The sequence below is a fragment of the Helicobacter pylori genome, from assembly GCF_014496965.1.
GTDB classification, from domain to species: Bacteria; Campylobacterota; Campylobacteria; order Campylobacterales; family Helicobacteraceae; genus Helicobacter; species Helicobacter pylori_CZ.
The window spans coordinates 1-16,763 of the sequence record NZ_JACTCR010000011.1; the positions used below are offsets into that span (position 1 = coordinate 1).

The following is a 16,763-nucleotide window of genomic DNA, read 5'->3' on the forward strand; positions in this document are numbered from 1 at the left end:
CGTATCAAAGCTTGTGGAGCTTCCTCTAACGGGGTTAGTTCTCAATATGGCAACATATTAGATCTAGCTAGTTATGGAGCTATGAAGCAAGAAAAAGCCCAATCGCTTTAGCGGTTGGGTAATTCACTGCAAAAAGAAATAGCTGATTTAACGCTCAATTCTTTAGAGCTAGAATAAGGGTCATCAAATTTTTCATGCGCTTCTTTTTGGCATAGTCTTTCCTTGTTAGCTAAATGGGGCGAATTTTTAACGCATTCTTTGGTGAAGTAAGGGATAATGTATGATTGATATTGCGCGTATTCTTTTTCAAACGCTTCTAATTGCGCGAGATTGATTAGCCTTTTTTGTTGGTATTTTTGTTTTTCATAAGCGTTAGTTTTGTTTTTGCATTGTTCTTGTAGCTCTGGGTTATGGAAATCAGAGCAGCTAAAACGACGCTCTTGTTTTTGAATGATGGGCGTTAAAAGAGTGTTTAAGTAGGCATCGTTTCTTTTAAAGCACTTATCTTTTAAGCCTTCATTAGTGAAATCACCGCATTGATACTGATCAATCTTTTTAGTGACAATCGGTTCAATAAGCTCTTCTTGAGCCTTTAAGCACTGATTTATCCCATCATATTTTTTAGGGAAAGACCACATTTCTTTTTGGCAATCGTATTTTGGGTTATTTTTAGCTTTAGTCAAATGGTCGTTTAAGATTTGCTTGTCTAAAAACGCGCACCCGCTCACGCCTAAGCCCAACAAACATGCTAAGCTCAACGCTCTCAACTTTAAAAGTCTTGTTTCTTCCATTTAAGCTCCTTGATATGAAAATTGATATGAAAACACAATAAAATCACAACTTGCTCGCCTTATCTAAAAGCATTTGCTTCATTTCTTTTTTCTTGTGTTCTAAATAAAAAACAATAGCGTCTTGAACAAACACGCTTTTATTTTCCCTGAACGCTCCAAATTCATTCAAATACTCTTCTACGCTATTCATCACTTTCTCTGAAATATAGAGCGTGTGGGCTTTTTTCCTGTCTTCTTTTTCATATTGGTTTGTTTCATGCTTGTTGGCATTCTCAAAGCGATTTTCTAAATCGCTCAGCCTGTCTTTTTTAGTGTTTTTAAATTCCATATTTAGCCTTTAAAGTAGATTGTTTTTAATATCATAACACAATTAAGCGTTATTGAGAATTAAACTAATTCTACCCTTTCATTTTTTGCCCCCTAAATACCCGCTCAATTCATCATAGAATTGAGACCATTCGTTTTTAGCCTTATTGTCATTGTATTCCATCACACCCATACCTTCACTCACTGAACGCTTATAAGCTATCCTTTCGCTTAATAGATTATCCATTAAAAACACGCTCTCATTAGCGTTATTTTGGTTGATGAAATCAATGAGGGCTTTTTTCTCTTTAAGGGTAGGGATAGTAGGGATACGGTTCATCACAATACAAGCTTTCAAATTTTCATTCAACGCTTGAATGTCTCTAATCCTTTCTAGCATGTCTAATAGCACCGCTGTGTCTAGTTGGCTTGGCGTGGTGGGTATTAGCACCCAATCGCTCAATAACATAGCTCTTTGGCTTTCTTTGGAATGTTCGCCTTTAGTATCAATAAGAATATATTCGTATTTATCCGTCATCTGTTTTAAAGTGTCTGTAATGTTTCCTGTGCGATTAAAGAGCGTGAAATTGGGCAAATTTGTTTCGCTTCTAATGTTGTTAAACACTTCCAAACTTTTTTGGCTATCAGTGTCTAATGCGGCAATATCTTTCTTGTTTAGCAATAATTGGACGCACAAATTCAAACACAGAGTGGATTTACCGCTCCCTCCCTTTTCATTAGCTATAGTGATTATCATCGCTTATTCCTTTAGAATTTTGTTAAATATATTTTAAAGATAAATAGCTTAAAAGTATATAAAATAGAAAAACTTAATACTATGTTATTGTAAATAGTTATATTATCTATTGGTTCTTTTGTAATTGGTTAGCGGTGTTTTATTAGAGGTTATCCAATCAATGGTGGTTTTTAGGGTGTTTTTAAAAAGGGGGAAAGATTAGAGAAAAAGAACATTAAAAGGCGTTACGCTAAATCCAATAACATTGTTTAAAAACATGTTATTGAAAGCATTAGTGAAACTCACATCCCCATGTCGTAATCATCATTAGCCGCTTTTTTCATTGGGCTATACGCTTCTTGATTGGTTTGCGATTGGCTTGCTCTTTTTATCTCTTCCCTCTCATCCACTAAACTCGCTCTTTTTTCGGCGTTCATTTTCTCTAAGACTTCTTTAGATTTAGGGTTGAATACAGGCTTATAATCTCTGTCTTTACCCATTTTAGCTAAATCATCTATTAGAGTTTTATGATCCCCTTTTAAAGCTTGCAAGTATTCTAGTCGTGGGTAAGGAGGTTTTTATTCCACTAATCTTGTGTATTTAGCGGTATTTTCTTGAGTGATTTTAATGGAGTTTTCTAATTCCTTGATTTTTTCAGGGAGTTTAGTGATAGCGTTATCCAACCTTTTTAAAAAACCATCAAACTTGATCTCAGCGCAGAAATTATAAGAGCTAAACAGTTGGTTAGTATCGTTTTTATAGATCATATTGCTAGGGCTATAGGCAATATTGGGATTGTCTTTAGGGCTTAAACTAAACTCCACTTGATACTTAGTTTTATAAGCATTCACCACAAAGCCCTTGTATTCTAAAAGCTTATAATCTTCTTCTTCATTCACAAACAAGGTGTTCAAATTGCTTGCAAATTGCTTTTTAATAGCATCTAGCTTTTCTTTATTTTGTTCGGCTATTTGCTTGTTTTGTTCTTTGAGTTTTTTGTGCGTTAATTCTTCACTCATAGAGGCGTTTTCTTTTAAAGGCTCTACTTCTTTAACTTTGATAAGCTCATAATCCTTACTTTCTTCATTTTTCAAATCATAGAGCTTGATCTCTGTATGAGTGGGGATTATTACAGCGCTTTGAAGCGTTTCTAAATCTTTCAATTCCTGTTTAAGATAATCCAATTTAGAAGAGTTGTTTTTCAAATTCTCTTCATTGAAATAATTTTCTTTATTGAAAGCTTTGTATTTTGCTTCTTCGTTTTTGATTTCAGCCCTCAATTTGACTTCTTCAATAATTAAGGGATTACCTGTCGCTTCTGCTTTCATCTCACTCGCATTAGAACTCCCCATATTAAAGTCTTCTAATTCATTCAAGCCTAATTTGTGCGCGTTTCTAAATTGCTCTATACCTTTAGATTTAGTCTCTATGATTTGCCACATACGGCTATCATAAGTTTTTTCAGTGGCGTAGCGATAGATTTTCATTCTAAAATTTTCAGGATCGTTTTGGTGCAAAATATTGCCTTGTCTTATCCCACGCCCTTCCATTTGCAGCAATTCATCAGGCCTCCATGGGCAATCTAATTCATGCATAGCGACTAATCTGGCTTGCACATTAGTGCCTACGCCCATTTTAGCAGGACTGCCCAATAAAACCCTGACTTCGCCACGATTGACTCTTTTGAACAAATCCTGCTTTTGCTCTTCGGTTTTAGCGTCATGGATGAAAGCGATTTCATTTTGTGGGATACCCATTTGGACTAAATGCCTTAAAACATCGCTATAAACATCAAACTTACAGCCTTTAGCTAGTTCTTCATCTAAATTAACATTTTTAGCCTTTTTCTCTTTGAGTTCGTTTTCTAATTCTTTCTTGCTAGGCGCAATAAGATTGCCATTTTCATCATAACTAGACAAGCTCTCTAAAAGTTCTTGAGCTTCATCTAGGGGATTTGTGTTTTCAATCTCATGATCGTTATCTGGCGCTTCTAAACTCACTTTTTGGCTATGGGTTTTGGGCGTGGATAGCCCTATGAAACCAAGTTGTGTGCCTTTAGTGGCATGAGTTTCTAAATAATTCTCATAGATATTTTTTGCCATAGCATAGCTTTTAGAAAATTCTTTTTCTACTTTAGCGTTAGGGTCAATCAAGTGGTAATCCAAAGCCACTTTTCTAGCGTCTGTGGTGCAAGAAAGGATATTGTCTTGCCCTTTTTTATTTTTCTTGCCCTCGCATTTTTGCATCCTGTCAATGATAGAGCCTTCATTATATTTGCCATTTTCATCAGCCACGCCAATGAATTGAGCCACTTCTTCGCTTCTTTTCACCACCACATTGATAGGTTTATCCCCATACACTTTAGGCACAAAGTGGGGGTTATGCTTTAAAATATCATCATTAGAGACAATATCCGCAAAGGCTCTATACATGGTGCTTAAGCCTTGCACATCGCTAAATTTAGAAAAGCGATTGATCATTTTATAACTTTGAGCGCTAGTGTCTAATTCAAAATCATTCACCACTTCCCCATAAGTCTTAGCCCAATCATCAAAGAATTCTAACCCTCTTTCTTTGAGCGCATCAGGAGTTAAATAGCGTTGCAAGTGATACATTTCACTCAAGGAATTGGCTATAGGCGTGCCGGTTAAAAACATGATTTTCTTATCGTTTTGATGCAAGTAGCGCGTTTTAATAAACAAATCTCTGGCGCGATTAGAGCCTTGTTGGTTACCAAGCCCTGCAATTTTTTCCATAGAAGTTTCAAAGGCTAGATTTTTGAATAAGTGGGCTTCATCCACAATCAAATTGTCAATCCCCATTTGACTAATATCAATATGAGAGCCTTGTTTTTCTAAAATCGCATCGTATTGAGCGCGGATTTTATCCAGCTTGTTTTTAAAGGCTCTTTCATTGGGCTTTTTATTTTCTCTAGGGTTATTTTTATAGGCTAATTCTTGCCTTTCAAAGTTTTTTTCGGCATTCACTAGCTCCTCTTCTTTCAATCCTTCTATGATTTCTCTAGGGTTAGACAATAATTCCAAATGGGTGTGCGCGATAATCACAGCGTCGTAATTGTTGTTAGCGATTTGATTGTATAAAAGCTCTCTTTCTTTTTCAGTGATGTCCTTGCTATCAACAACTAACACATTAGCGTTAGGGTAAGCCTTATAAAATTCATCGCCCCATTGTTTGGTCAAATGATTAGGCACAGCAATGAGGGTTTTATTCACTAATCCCATGCGTTTTTGTTCCATGCAACTGGCTATAGCGCACAAAGTTTTGCCCGCTCCAACCTGATGGTCTAAACACACCGATCTGTCTTGGATCGTTCTAAAAATAGCGTTCTTTTGGTGGGGTCGCAATTTGATATACTGATTAAAGCCCTCTAGTTCTAATTGCGAGCCATCATAAGTTTTTAAAACCAGGTTATTGAAAGTGTCATTATAGATTTGCTCTAAATGGGTTCTTCTTGCATAATCCTTATAAATCCAGTCTTTAAAAGCTTCTTTCAATTCTTCTGCTTTTTGTCTGGCGAGATTGCTTTGCTCTTCATCAGTGATAAAGATTTCTTTTTTAGGATCATTAGGATCAACTTGGGCGTATTTAACGCTCAAATCCTTGTTGTTTAAGACTTTATTTAAAAGGCTTTCAAAAGGCGCTTTATAAGAATGCGGCTTGTCTTTATGCCTGATGCCATAAAGCTCATTCAATTCATCGCTTCTAATAGAAACTTCATAAGCGCCGTTTAAGTGTTCTACTTTGATCTTTTCTTTGAGGTTTTCTAGTTGGTAATCCGTCATTTTATCGCCATGTTGCTTTTCATAATGGTTAGCGCTCAATTCCATTAAAAACCCTTCTAAATACTGGGTGGGTATCCAAGGGCTGTTGATATTAGCCATGATTTCAGTGGCTTTCAAATCTTTAGGGATAATCAGCTCTAAATCTTTCAAATTAACCTCTAATCCTTCCACGCCTTGATTGATAGCCTCTTTAACTTCTTTGAGTTTTCTTTTCACATTGCCGCTCAAATAATCGTTCGCTAAAATGTAGTCGCCATTATCCTTGTGGTCTTTATAAATCAGTTTTTGCTCTAAAAGTTCTTTAATGGTGGTTTCTAGGCTTTGGGTTTTAAAATGATCCCTAATAAAATGCAAATCCAAACCCCCTTTTTGATTGATGCTTGCAATTAACGCCTCTTTAGCGTTAGTGATGATGAGTTCTTTTTTAGGGTTCAAAGTCCTTTCAAAAAAGATTTGAGCTTTTTTAGCTTGGGCTTGCCTTGGCTCTATGTTTTGCATTTTAGCGCTTCTAGGGGTGATTTCTTTTTCAAAGTCTTTTTCTAATCCTAAGACTTTAGCGCCATACAAATCTTGTTTGATGTCCTTGCGGTTTTTGTTTTCATTGAGGTAGCCAAATTTCTTGACAAATCCATCATAAACAAGATTGAGTTTAGCCCTCTTGTTTTCTAGCTCTAAATCAGAGCTTAAGGGGTTTAATTCCGCGCTCGTTAAATCATTCAAAGCGTCTTTGATTTTAAGATAGGCTTTTAGTCGTGAGTCTTGGGCCTTAGAGTTGATTTTAGTGGGTCTTAAAAAGATTCCTATTTCATTATCTTGTTCCAGTTTATAGTAGAGATTATCCCACTTGACTAATTCCCCCTTTCTAAATTTTTGATAAGTTTTTGGACTTCTGGATAGCGTTCGTTACTTGGATCAATAATAAGAGCGTCTGTTTTAAGGGTAGTCTTATGGTATTGATAGACATCTTTAGGCAATTTTTCTATCGCTTGTTGAAGCGCTTGGGATAGATCCAAGCTCTCATCTTCTAAGGCTTGCAACTCGTATTTATAAATTTGTTCGCCATTGATTTCAGAGCTATAGCGGGTTTTTTCCAAACTCAAACGCCCCAGAATGTTTTCAGGGTGGTTGGTGAAGTATTCATTTAGGGTTTGTTCGTTGAGATTGATGCTATTCTCACCAACTTTATCCATGAAGTCTTTGATGATCTTATAGTCTTGTTCGCTGTAGCCAAAGTTAGTGGTGTCTATTTTTTCATACCATCGTTGCAATTTTTCTTGTTTGAAACCAAAATGGTTTGCAATCGCAATGATAATCTTAAGTTGGTCGCTAGGGATAAAACTATCAAAGCGGTTGTTTTGTAAGGCAAAAAGGGTGTCATCATCCAAGCTATTGAGTATCTTGTCATAATAAGGCATAGCTTTAGTGAAGCTTTGATTGATAGCTTTTTCAACGCCTTTTTTGAAAAACACAATGTCGCTCGTAACTTCCGCTCCTGTTGCTTTAAACACGCTATTAGGCAGTCTTATCGCGCCTAAAAAGGTGGCGTTTTTTGCGATGTGTTCCCTCATTTTAGGGTTTTTAGCGTCCATAAACCAAGAACTCACTACAAACGCCCCTATGCCATCATCTTTCAATTCCTTAATCGCTTTCCCTAAAAAGTAATTATGAACGCTCTCGTTACTCAATTCTGCATCATTAGAGCTATAGATTTTATGATTGCCATAAGGAGGATTGCCCACAAACGCATCATAGTCTTGGTGGAAAGGGTGGTTTTCTAAAGCGGTGTTTTGGATGACTTGATTAGGGTAAAGGAATTGAGAAATACTTGCGCTAATAGGATCTAATTCTGTGCAAATAAAGCGGTAATTCTTATCGCTTGGCGCATGAGCGATGAATTTGCCTGTGCCTAAACTGGGTTCAAAGATTTCTTTTGGATGGTTGTCGTTATTAAACCCCAATTGATCTAAAGCCTGATAAATGCTATCAATAACTAATTTAGGGGTGTAGTAAGCGTCTCTTGCGCTCAAATAAGCTCTTCTGAATTCATCTTTAGTGAGTAAAGCGTTTAATTCTTCAAATTCTTTAGGGCGTTGATCTTTTTTAAAGTAGCTCTCTAAAGCGCCCCATCCGCTAAATTGTGCTAGGATTTCTTGCTCTTTTAAAGTGGCGTAATAATCGCCTTTTAAGATCTCTTGTTTGGCTTGCAATTCTTTTAAAAGCTCAATGGCTTCAATGTTAGCCTTATAGCGGGTTTTAGCCCCCTTGATTAAAACTTCTTCGCTCGGTTTAAAATCCATTTTAGGATTAAGGGGGATGGCTAGCGTGGATTGCGCGGTTTGTTCTTGTGTGGTTTGTTCTTGCGCGTTATTCAACTCTGCGCTCTTGTCTGTTATGTGGTTCTCTTGTGTGGGATTTAATCCTACGCTATTATTAGAGATAGCGTTTTTATCAATAGCTTGACTATCCAGCATGTTGAATGCGTTTAAGGCTTCGTTCGCTGTTTCAATGGATTTTTGAATGCGATTTTCTAAAATCTCTAAGACTTTTTTAGGGCTGATTTTTAATTGGAATTTATCATAGAAGATTTTAGTCGTAGGGTCTTTAAGGAGTTGTGTTCCTACAATACTATCCTTTAAAGGCTCGTTGTGGTAAATAGCTTCTAAGAGCCTGGATCTAAAATCAGGCTCACTCGCTATGGTGTTGTTTCTAATAGCGTTAAGCAAGCTTTCTAAATTATCTAAATTTGATAAAAGTCTTCCCTCTTGATCCCTGTTTTTTTCAAGGTCTCTAAGTCCATTTGGTGCGCTGAGTCCTGCAAGATGTGATCGGCTTTGAGCAAGTGGTGATACTGATTGACTTGAGCTTCCTTGAGCAATTCCATATCGCTCACTCCTTGCGCTCTCTTGATTTGCGCTTCCATTCTGTCTAGGGCTTTTGTCTCCATTTTCGTTTGCTCTATCACTGCTTCTATCAAGCTCATTATCGTTCTGCGATCTTTGGTTTTCATGGTCTGTGGGAAATAATGAGCCCATCTGTCCATGATTAAAAAGGCGTAAGCGTCCAGTCTGTCCTGGCTGTTCTCTAGAGAGAGAAAGCCCCAAATCTCTGGAGCTATTTTGCTGATGAGATGGGGATTGCGGTGTCTGTGATACTCCTCTCTCATCGCTGGGATTATCCCCTTTTTCTTCGCTTCTTGCTCCATTTTCCATTCGGCTTGCTGGACTTGATGCTCCATTGCCATCCGCTCTTGCTGATACTCTATCTCCTCCAAATACATGTTCATGTAGTCTATCTCGCTCTCTATGGGGTTTTTCTGAAACTGCCTGTTGGTCGCTAGATCTATGAACTCCTCTTGTTTCTCCCTGCTCTCTAGGCTCAGTAAATAAACTAGAGTTTTGGTGTGAAAGTTCTTCATCACTCGATCGCTCCACTCCCTCTTGTTGTCTTCTATGTTCGCTTCTGCGGTGAATTTCTTGCGGAATTCCTGCTCTAGCTCTGCCCGGCTCATCTGCGCGATTCGTTCTTTCTTTTCCATTTGGTTCTCCTAAATTTTGTTGCTCTAATTCTAAATCAGCCAAGCTTAAATTTGGATGATTATTATCATTATTTTGAATAATATTGTTACCAATAGAAGTATTAGTCTCTATTGTATTGTTAATAGGGTTATTGTTGTTTGCGCTATAATTTTGCCGCTCATTACTACCCTCTTTAGCTTGAATGATTGCTTCATTCAAGCTTACCAATTTGTTATAACGCTGTTTGTAAGCTTTTTCAAAATTGTTCATGTCTCTTAAAATTTCTTTGAAAGGCTTGATGTCTCTTTGATTCCCATCGCCATTAACATAAACGCTTTCATAGTATTTTTGCAATTCAATTTTTGCTTGGGCGATTTCTTCTAAACTTAAAAGATCGCTTTTTAAAGAATAATCTCTGTTTTCTTGCATAGCGCTTTGCTCTTCTTTAGTCCAGCCTAAAATAGAACCATTATTAAAGAAAAATTGCTTAATCTTATTAGCGTTATCTGCGCTGAGATGGTTTTCTTTGAGTTTATTTTCATTGATAAGCCTGCTTATTTTCCAAGCAAAATTCGCGTAATCATCTTTGTCTATCCAAGAATAATAGTCTGTTGCTGAAAGCAATTGTTGCTCTAGGATTAAAGCATGCGCTTCTTTGGCTAATTCAAATTCTAGTTTTTTAATTTCTTCATTGTCATTAGTATTCAATTTGGTATTTTCATTGTTTATTGATTCAAAAGGCAGTTTGTTATAGAGCTTAAAATACTCATCGCTAGAAAGATTAGGGATTATTTCTCTTATTAATTCGCCATCTTTTGTTGTTTCTGCTTCTTGATAAATATCTTTAAGATAGTCGTATTCTTTAGCGATTTCATTGCCATTTTCTAAGGTTTTCTTATGCGTTTCATTGTGGTGGGTCAATTGGATTTCTAAACCTTGTTCTTTCAATTCTTCTAAGCTGTTTGTGTGGGTTAGAATTTCAATTTCTTTTGAAAAAAACTCTTTGTTGTTTATAGTGTCAATCAGATCGTATCTTTTAGTGATGCGCCTTTCAAACCCTTCCTTATTCGCTTCATAAACACGAGAACTTTCTTTTATCTCACCATTAGCAAAGAACTTAACATCTTCTTTGCTGTTATCCTTATATATTCGTTTTTCAAAGCTTAAATACCTCGCCCATTCAATAGGATTTCTAGAGATCATGCTTGTTTTATTGACTTGAGTTTTAACGACATAGGGGAGTGGATCTTGTTGGTTCTCTAAAGCAAGTTCTTGACTTTTAAGCCCATTTTCTAATTCTATGGTTGGCTCTAGTGCAGTGTTAGTATTTTCTTGTTTGTAGTGGGTAGTGTTGATGACATCGCCATTATCTAAGATGCTAAATAAATTCGGTTGCGGGTTTTTAATTTTCTTTTTTTGCATTTTGTGTCCCTAAATATATTTTTTACTATTAGGGCATAAATTCAGTAACTAAAACATACGTATTTTTAGAATAAAAATCTTTAAAAAACCCATATTGTTTAGTTTTTAAAATATGGTTAGTATTTAAAAAATTTTTATTTTTAAGGGTTTTATATGAACCAAAATACAGAGCAAGTATCACAAAACAAGGGATTAAATGAGTTTGAAAGAGCTAAGGTTTATTACACCAAAAAAGTTGCAGATAATCTCTTGTATATAGCAAACCCAAGCAATAAAGTGGAAGCGCCTTATAAAAGTGATGCCAAATTAGAAAAGATGGGTATTAGTAAAGATGATTACAAGCAAAGCATAGCTCAAAATAGCCGTAATTTTTGCGCTTACTCAGGCGCTCCTTATAACAATGTAAATGATCTTAACCTTGATTTAGAAAAGGCTATACATAATTATAATTCAAGCGCGTGGATAGGACTTAGCGATGCTGCAATTAAACTAGAAATAGGAAAATTTGCTAATGAAGAACCACAAAAAGCTAATGAACTTAGAAACGCTTTAAAAGAAATTAAAAATAATGAGCCTTGCGTGGAAGTTATGTTTATCAAACATTCAAGAGATAAAATTCTAAGAAATGAAAACAACGAAATTATTTATGCAAAGAACAATCAAGGCGAATATATTTTAAACGCTAAAGGCGAAAAAATCCCCTTGTATGAAACTCAAGAAAAAACTAACTCAATGGGTGAGACTTATTTTGAAAGGGTGCAAGAAAAATGCGAACCTTATGTGAAAATTGAAAGGCTATATAATTTAGAAGCGTTTTCTAAATATTTAAGCGAGCAACAAATGGATAATTTTGTTGAAACCCTAAAACCGCTTAATAACGCTCATTTTGAAAAATCTACAAACGCCATGATAAGACTAGAACATGATAAAGATTATCCTATGGAAAAACGAGCCACTTCTAATCTTGTATTAAAAGATGTCAAAGATAGGATTTTAAACGACATAGATAAAAATAATGTTTTTAGTGATGAACAAAAAAGCGCTTATAAAAACAATGTTGATAAATTGTTTGAGACTATCAATGACTATTGTGCGACTAAAAATGAAAAATACCAACAAATCTTTTTTGAAAATCAAAAACAGAACCAAACACAAAAGCAAGTAGATCAATACTCTACAATGGAGTTTTAAATGTTATTTGATAGTTTATTTTCCATCAATGAGCAACAAAAAGCAAAAGCTTGGAGTGATTTTTTTAAAGAGTTAAAAAAAGATATGAAAGAAATTTATAATAAATTTGGAGGCAATGCAGAGTGGACAACTTTTCTAACTAGGTTTTCTAATGATTTAAGCCGTGCGTCTAATTATGCGGAATTTGAAACTTTACAATCTATCTATTCTAAAGAGCTTGAAGAGTTACAACAAACAATCGCAACAGACAAAACGCAACAGCAACTTTTAGAACAAGATAGTATTGATTTTGAATTACAAAGCGCTTTACAAAATGACTTAAAAGATTTAGACCATTTAAGTAATAATAAAAACAAAGACGATGAAGAACAAACCATTCAGAAGTATTTTGAGCAAGATTTAGATGATTTACAAAATGATAAGCTTAACTTGGAGATAAAAGAATCTATCAACAAACAAGACGATAAAAATTATCAAAATAAAGAACAATTAAGCACAGAAACAAAGGAAAATATTAGGGAAAATTCTCAAAACTCTCATTTGATACCTATAACAAATTTAAAAAATTTTTTACATAATAGAAGAGAAAATTTTAAGATTTCACAACAAGATTTACCTAGTGAAAAACAAAAAAAATACTCTGATCAATTATTCAAAAAAGAGCTTTTAGAATACGCTAAACACAATATGAGTGCCAAAGAATTGCAAGTTTTAGCCATGCTGGTCAATAAAGAACCAAGCGCTATGAAGACAAAGCACAAAGAATTTTTAAATGAAGTTTTAATAATAGCTCTAATCAACAATAAAAATTTAAAAGAAAATGACCCTATAAAACTTGCATTAGCTTACAATATTCAAAATTCAAAATCCAATCAAACTCCTTACAGCATTTTTAACAATCAAAAAGGAAATCATATACCCCCACTCAATGAAGAGCAGCATAAGATCTTACAAAACGCTATTATTAATAACGAAGTGGATAAAAGAGCTTTGGGTATTTGGAAGTTTAATGGCGAAAATCAAAATAATTTAACTCAAAATAATGCTAATGTGAATGAAATGGTTAAAAATACTACTAATGATAACCTAATTAAAGGCAATAATATTAAACAAAATAACATTATTGACAATAATAATGTAAAAAATAACAATGATTTGTCTTTTTTAGATGATGAGCCTATTGATTTCAATCAAGGTAATCATTCTGTTGATTTTAATGGTAAAAAATCTGTAAAAAACAACACTGAGAAAAAGCCATTAAGTCCTAAACTACAAGCTTTTGAATATAAATCAAAGCAAAACATACAAAACGCATTAACAAAGGCTAGAGAATTGAAAAATGATCAAAGCTTATCAAATAATAGCGTGACTATACCTATGGAGATGAATTTTTAAACACAAGTTAGTCAAGTGATTAAATTTTTTAGTGGAATTGAAATAAAGGAGCAAAAACAAATGAAAACTTATTCATATAACCATTTTTTATTTTTCTGCTTTATTCTAGGAGCGTTTTTATTAGGTTTGCTTAATCCAGCCTATGCTTTAAGTATTATCACCACTAAAGAAATTGACGCTAATTTGCTTAATGGAGCGATAGAAAGCAGGGTGGTGTTAGGCAAGAGAGTGTTTAAAGTAGAAGCTCATGGGTTTTATTTTAGAAACAATGCGACTAACAGCATAGACATAGAAATCACCAGTCTTTTAAGAGACAATCAATCGTTTCCTTTGACTAGCAGCGCTAAAACCAGTTTAAAAATACCTCCTAACGCCAAGATTAAAAAATCCACTCTTCTTGTTTTAAAAGGCGAGAACGCTGAAGAAGTGGCTAAGATTTTAGGCATTAGTAAAGAAGAATACCAAAAGCTAGAAAACACCGCTCAAACTAACGCTACCAATGACCCTATGTATGCCAACACGCCTTTTAGTAATGGCTCTGATAGTTCCGCTTACGGTAACAATCCTAATAGCCCTAGCAATAACGCTATCAATGGCAAAGATGGCGCAAATGGGAGTAATGGCTATGGGGCAAATGGCAACGATGGGGTAAATGGGAGCAGTGGGAGTAATGGTGCAAATGGGAGTCATTCAAATGATAATGCAATAGGCAGTGGTATTGATACAGATGGCGTGTTAGGGGTGGATGGAGTGAATAGCTCTAACTCTTCAAGTGGTGGCTCTGTAGGGGGCTATGAGAATAATTTCACTAATCATGGCTCTACTAACAATAGCACAGGAGGGTATGACAATTTTAATAATAATAGCTCAAGTGGTGGGGGGTTAGGGAATGGAGGGCTTTTCCCTATTCCTTTTGGTAATGGCGACACAAACAATTCCAATAATTCTACTAACACTACTAGCCCAACTAATGGCAGCAGTTCTAATAACGCCACCAATTCTAACTCGCAAGAAAACAATTACTCCAGCCGGTATTGTAAAGCGCCAGAGTTAAGCCCCAACAACACGATGAAACTAGATGTTATCGCTAAAGATGGCTCTTGTATTTCTATGAACGCTTTAAGAGATGACACTAAATGCGCTTATAGATACGATTTTGAAGCCGGTAAAGCCATCAAGCAAACGCAATACTACTATGTAGATAGGGAAAATAAAACGCAAAATATCGGTGGTTGTGTGGATTTACAAGGCGCTCAATACGCCATGCAACTTTACAAAGATGACAGCAAATGCGCCTTACAAACCACGAGCGATAAAGGTTATGGTATGGGGAAAACGCAAACCTTTCAAACTGAAATCGTGTTTCGTGGGATGGATAATTTAATCCATGTCGCTGTGCCTTGCAGCGATTATGCAAGGGTTCAAGACAGGATTGTTAGGTATGAAAAAAACGATAAAACCCAAACCTTAACGCCCATAATAGATCAGTATTACAATGATCCCAGTAACCCTAACAAGCAAGAGATTTTAAATCGTGGGATTGCCACCCAATTAAGCTCACAATATCAAGAATTTGCATGCGGTCAATGGGAATACAATGACGCTAAATTAGAAGCCAAAAGACCTACAATGCTAAAAAGCTATAACAAGCTTAATGGCGAATGGGTAGAAGTTACGCCCTGTAATTTTGAAGCAGGGATTAAAAGCGGTGCGGTTGTTAGCCCTTATGTGATGGGCGTGTCTAGCTCCAAAGTCTTAAGCGATATTACTACAAGCCATTATTTTAGGATAGAAAGGAAAAATTATGGTGAGAGAGAACAATGCCAAAAACCTTATGGAGTCAATCGTTGCCAACCTCAATATTTCCATACTGATCCTAGTATCACCGATTGGAGCGCCACTTACAAAACCACTACCACTCAAACCACTCAACCTTATTTACGCCCAGCCCAAGATAATGAAAGCCCCACAACCTATAATCTTATCACCACTCAAACCACCATCAACAGGACTCAAAGCGTTTTGAAAAACGAATTGCATTTGAGTAATGATTATTTGAAGTATGTAGAAATCCATCAAGGCTATTACAAAGATAATGACCTTAAACAATCGCAAGGCTATATTGATTGGACTAATTACTACCTCAATCAAAGTGAAGGCTTTTGCTCTCAATACAGCATTTGGAGTGAAAAAACAAAGATTGGCAAGAATTGGTATCATTGGCATGATAATAAAATCTCTTGCGCTCAAAGACTGATTTACAGGCCTTTTTAAGGATAGGGCATGAAAGCGTTAAAGACTTTTTTAAAAAAATCCCTTATTCTGTTACTAGTAATTGCTTTAAACCACTTAAATGCTGTGGCTATGGTTGTGGATAATCCTACGCAGAATATCTGGCAACAAGCAAAAGACGCTATAGACAAGTCTCGCTTTGTTCAACAGGTCAATCACTGAGCTGACCAAATCAAAAAATACCAAGAGATGATACAAGCCACTAAATCGCAACCTTGTGCTTTCAAGGCTTCGCATTGGTTTAAAAGGGCTTTTTTGGTGCTATAGCTTAATTTGTGCTTCTCGCTGCGATAATTCAAAAATTCTTCAAAAGCTGACCTTTCGCATTGGCTTAGGTGTTTGGTGTCTAAATTCCCTAAAATAGAGCTAAAAAAAGCACTAAAACGATTGAATAAACTAGAATTATAAATTTTAGAGCTTTTAAAAGAAGAATCACTAACAAGATTTTTACGATCGGATTCGTTTGAGTGAATTTGATTTTTTTGCACAAATTCTTGATCTGAAAAATTTTCACTCGAGCGTATATTTTCATGTTTATTTTTATTTTTTTCTTTTAAGGTAAACGCTGGAAAATAAGTGCTCATGGATTGAGCTTCGGTATTATCGGCGTTAGAGGCTTCTTTTTGGGGTTTTATCCATGAGTAATTATTTTCCTTGTGGATAGCGTCTTTTTTAGCTGGTTTTTGGGCTTGTTTTTCGCTTGGATTTTTAGAAAAATTCCCCATGATAAACCTGAAAAATTTAGTAAATGTGCCGTCGTTTTTTCGTTCCTTTTCAAATTCAATATAACCTAACTCTTTTAACTCGTTTAGGTATTTGTAAATCGTTTTTTCGTTCCTTTTGAATCGTTTGGCGATGTCTTCAATGCAAAGCTTAAACGAGGTTGCGTGCTTTTTGATATAAGCATAGATCGCTATGGCTATGTCAGAAACTCGCTCATCATCACAGATTTCATTTGAGATTTGCGTATAACCAAATTTCATCGGTTGTTTTAGGATGTAGTTCATTATTGATCCTTTGGAGTGGTTTTAACGCTTTTTAAAGCGTTTAAATAGGTGCATAAATCTTTGCCTAGATCGTTCAAGTAACAAACCTTGTAATAGTTGTTTTTCTTTTCTTTTTCTTTCTTCTTGTTGATGACCCACTGATCGCACAAGCCTTTTTTTTCAAGCTTGTTAAAGATCTTAAGCGTGTAATAGTAATCAATGTTGAGATCTTTGGAAATCTTGTCGGCTGTTTTAGGTAAATACGCTTGTTTAAAAAGCGCTTTCAAAACTTCTAAATCGATCGCTTTGAGTGGTTCTAATTCCAT

Annotated in this window: 11 protein-coding genes and 2 pseudogenes; 4 read left to right on the forward strand and 9 right to left on the reverse strand. The window is 35.5% G+C overall.

What is annotated here, in order from left to right:
- Nucleotides 1-128: 128 nt before the first annotated feature.
- The 7 genes and pseudogenes from H7O61_RS05000 to H7O61_RS08140 all read right to left on the reverse strand — a co-directional run.
- Nucleotides 129-791: pseudogene (locus tag H7O61_RS05000) on the reverse strand (hypothetical protein); the annotation flags it as partial.
- Nucleotides 792-834: 43 nt separating this feature from the next.
- On the reverse strand, nucleotides 835-1,119 hold the full coding sequence (locus tag H7O61_RS05005; protein WP_001936266.1) for a hypothetical protein: 285 nt from the start codon (nucleotides 1,117-1,119) through the stop codon (nucleotides 835-837).
- Nucleotides 1,120-1,197: 78 nt separating this feature from the next.
- Nucleotides 1,198-1,854 (reverse strand): ParA family protein, encoded by a 657-nt coding sequence (locus H7O61_RS05010; protein WP_001932555.1) that lies wholly within the window; start codon nucleotides 1,852-1,854, stop codon nucleotides 1,198-1,200.
- Nucleotides 1,855-2,135: 281 nt separating this feature from the next.
- Nucleotides 2,136-2,384 carry a hypothetical protein gene (locus H7O61_RS07875; RefSeq protein WP_231623847.1) on the reverse strand — a complete coding sequence of 83 codons (249 nt, stop codon included), beginning with the start codon at nucleotides 2,382-2,384 and terminating at the stop codon, nucleotides 2,136-2,138.
- Between the two features lie 27 nt (nucleotides 2,385-2,411).
- Complete coding sequence (locus H7O61_RS05015) at nucleotides 2,412-6,356, reverse strand: SNF2-related protein (protein WP_231623848.1); 3,945 nt, start codon at nucleotides 6,354-6,356, stop codon at nucleotides 2,412-2,414.
- Nucleotides 6,357-8,373: 2,017 nt separating this feature from the next.
- Nucleotides 8,374-9,171, reverse strand: a complete 798-nt coding sequence (locus H7O61_RS08070; RefSeq protein WP_331459588.1) for a helicase — start codon at nucleotides 9,169-9,171, stop codon at nucleotides 8,374-8,376.
- A gap of 673 nt (nucleotides 9,172-9,844) precedes the next feature.
- Nucleotides 9,845-10,573: pseudogene (locus tag H7O61_RS08140) on the reverse strand (helicase); the annotation flags it as partial.
- Between the two features lie 153 nt (nucleotides 10,574-10,726).
- Here H7O61_RS08140 and H7O61_RS05025 point away from each other — a divergent pair.
- From H7O61_RS05025 to H7O61_RS05040, 4 genes are read left to right on the forward strand one after another with little or no spacing between them, the layout of a single operon-like run.
- Nucleotides 10,727-11,764, forward strand: a complete 1,038-nt coding sequence (locus tag H7O61_RS05025) for a hypothetical protein (protein WP_001933747.1) — start codon at nucleotides 10,727-10,729, stop codon at nucleotides 11,762-11,764.
- Entirely contained in the window at nucleotides 11,765-13,159 is a 1,395-nt protein-coding gene (locus H7O61_RS05030) for a hypothetical protein (protein WP_001929245.1), read from the forward strand.
- A 60-nt stretch (nucleotides 13,160-13,219) separates the two neighbouring features.
- A complete protein-coding gene (locus tag H7O61_RS05035; RefSeq protein ID WP_187875321.1) occupies nucleotides 13,220-15,433 on the forward strand; it encodes a competence protein in 2,214 nt (737 codons plus the stop codon).
- A gap of 9 nt (nucleotides 15,434-15,442) precedes the next feature.
- On the forward strand, nucleotides 15,443-15,613 hold the full coding sequence (locus H7O61_RS05040) for a hypothetical protein (RefSeq protein WP_187875345.1): 171 nt from the start codon (nucleotides 15,443-15,445) through the stop codon (nucleotides 15,611-15,613).
- Here H7O61_RS05040 and H7O61_RS05045 read toward each other — a convergent pair.
- Nucleotides 15,607-16,458, reverse strand: a complete 852-nt coding sequence (locus H7O61_RS05045; RefSeq protein WP_187875322.1) for a helix-turn-helix domain-containing protein — start codon at nucleotides 16,456-16,458, stop codon at nucleotides 15,607-15,609. The genes H7O61_RS05040 and H7O61_RS05045 overlap by 7 nt on opposite strands.
- Nucleotides 16,458-16,763 (reverse strand): helix-turn-helix domain-containing protein, encoded by a 306-nt coding sequence (locus H7O61_RS05050; RefSeq protein WP_187875323.1) that lies wholly within the window; start codon nucleotides 16,761-16,763, stop codon nucleotides 16,458-16,460. The genes H7O61_RS05045 and H7O61_RS05050 overlap by 1 nt, the downstream gene beginning before the upstream one ends.

What these genes read in the sequence shown, in the direction of transcription:
- H7O61_RS05035 (WP_187875321.1), top strand. Translation starts at nt 13,220, where the DNA reads ATGAAAACTTATTCATATAACCATTTTTTATTTTTCTGCTTTATTCTA.
- H7O61_RS08070 (WP_331459588.1), bottom strand. Translation starts at nt 9,171, where the DNA reads ATGGAAAAGAAAGAACGAATCGCGCAGATGAGCCGGGCAGAGCTAGAG.
- H7O61_RS05040 (WP_187875345.1), top strand. Translation starts at nt 15,443, where the DNA reads ATGAAAGCGTTAAAGACTTTTTTAAAAAAATCCCTTATTCTGTTACTA.
- H7O61_RS05025 (WP_001933747.1), top strand. Translation starts at nt 10,727, where the DNA reads ATGAACCAAAATACAGAGCAAGTATCACAAAACAAGGGATTAAATGAG.
- H7O61_RS05050 (WP_187875323.1), bottom strand. Translation starts at nt 16,763, where the DNA reads ATGGAATTAGAACCACTCAAAGCGATCGATTTAGAAGTTTTGAAAGCG.
- H7O61_RS05010 (WP_001932555.1), bottom strand. Translation starts at nt 1,854, where the DNA reads ATGATAATCACTATAGCTAATGAAAAGGGAGGGAGCGGTAAATCCACT.
- H7O61_RS05005 (WP_001936266.1), bottom strand. Translation starts at nt 1,119, where the DNA reads ATGGAATTTAAAAACACTAAAAAAGACAGGCTGAGCGATTTAGAAAAT.
- H7O61_RS05030 (WP_001929245.1), top strand. Translation starts at nt 11,765, where the DNA reads ATGTTATTTGATAGTTTATTTTCCATCAATGAGCAACAAAAAGCAAAA.
- H7O61_RS05045 (WP_187875322.1), bottom strand. Translation starts at nt 16,458, where the DNA reads ATGAACTACATCCTAAAACAACCGATGAAATTTGGTTATACGCAAATC.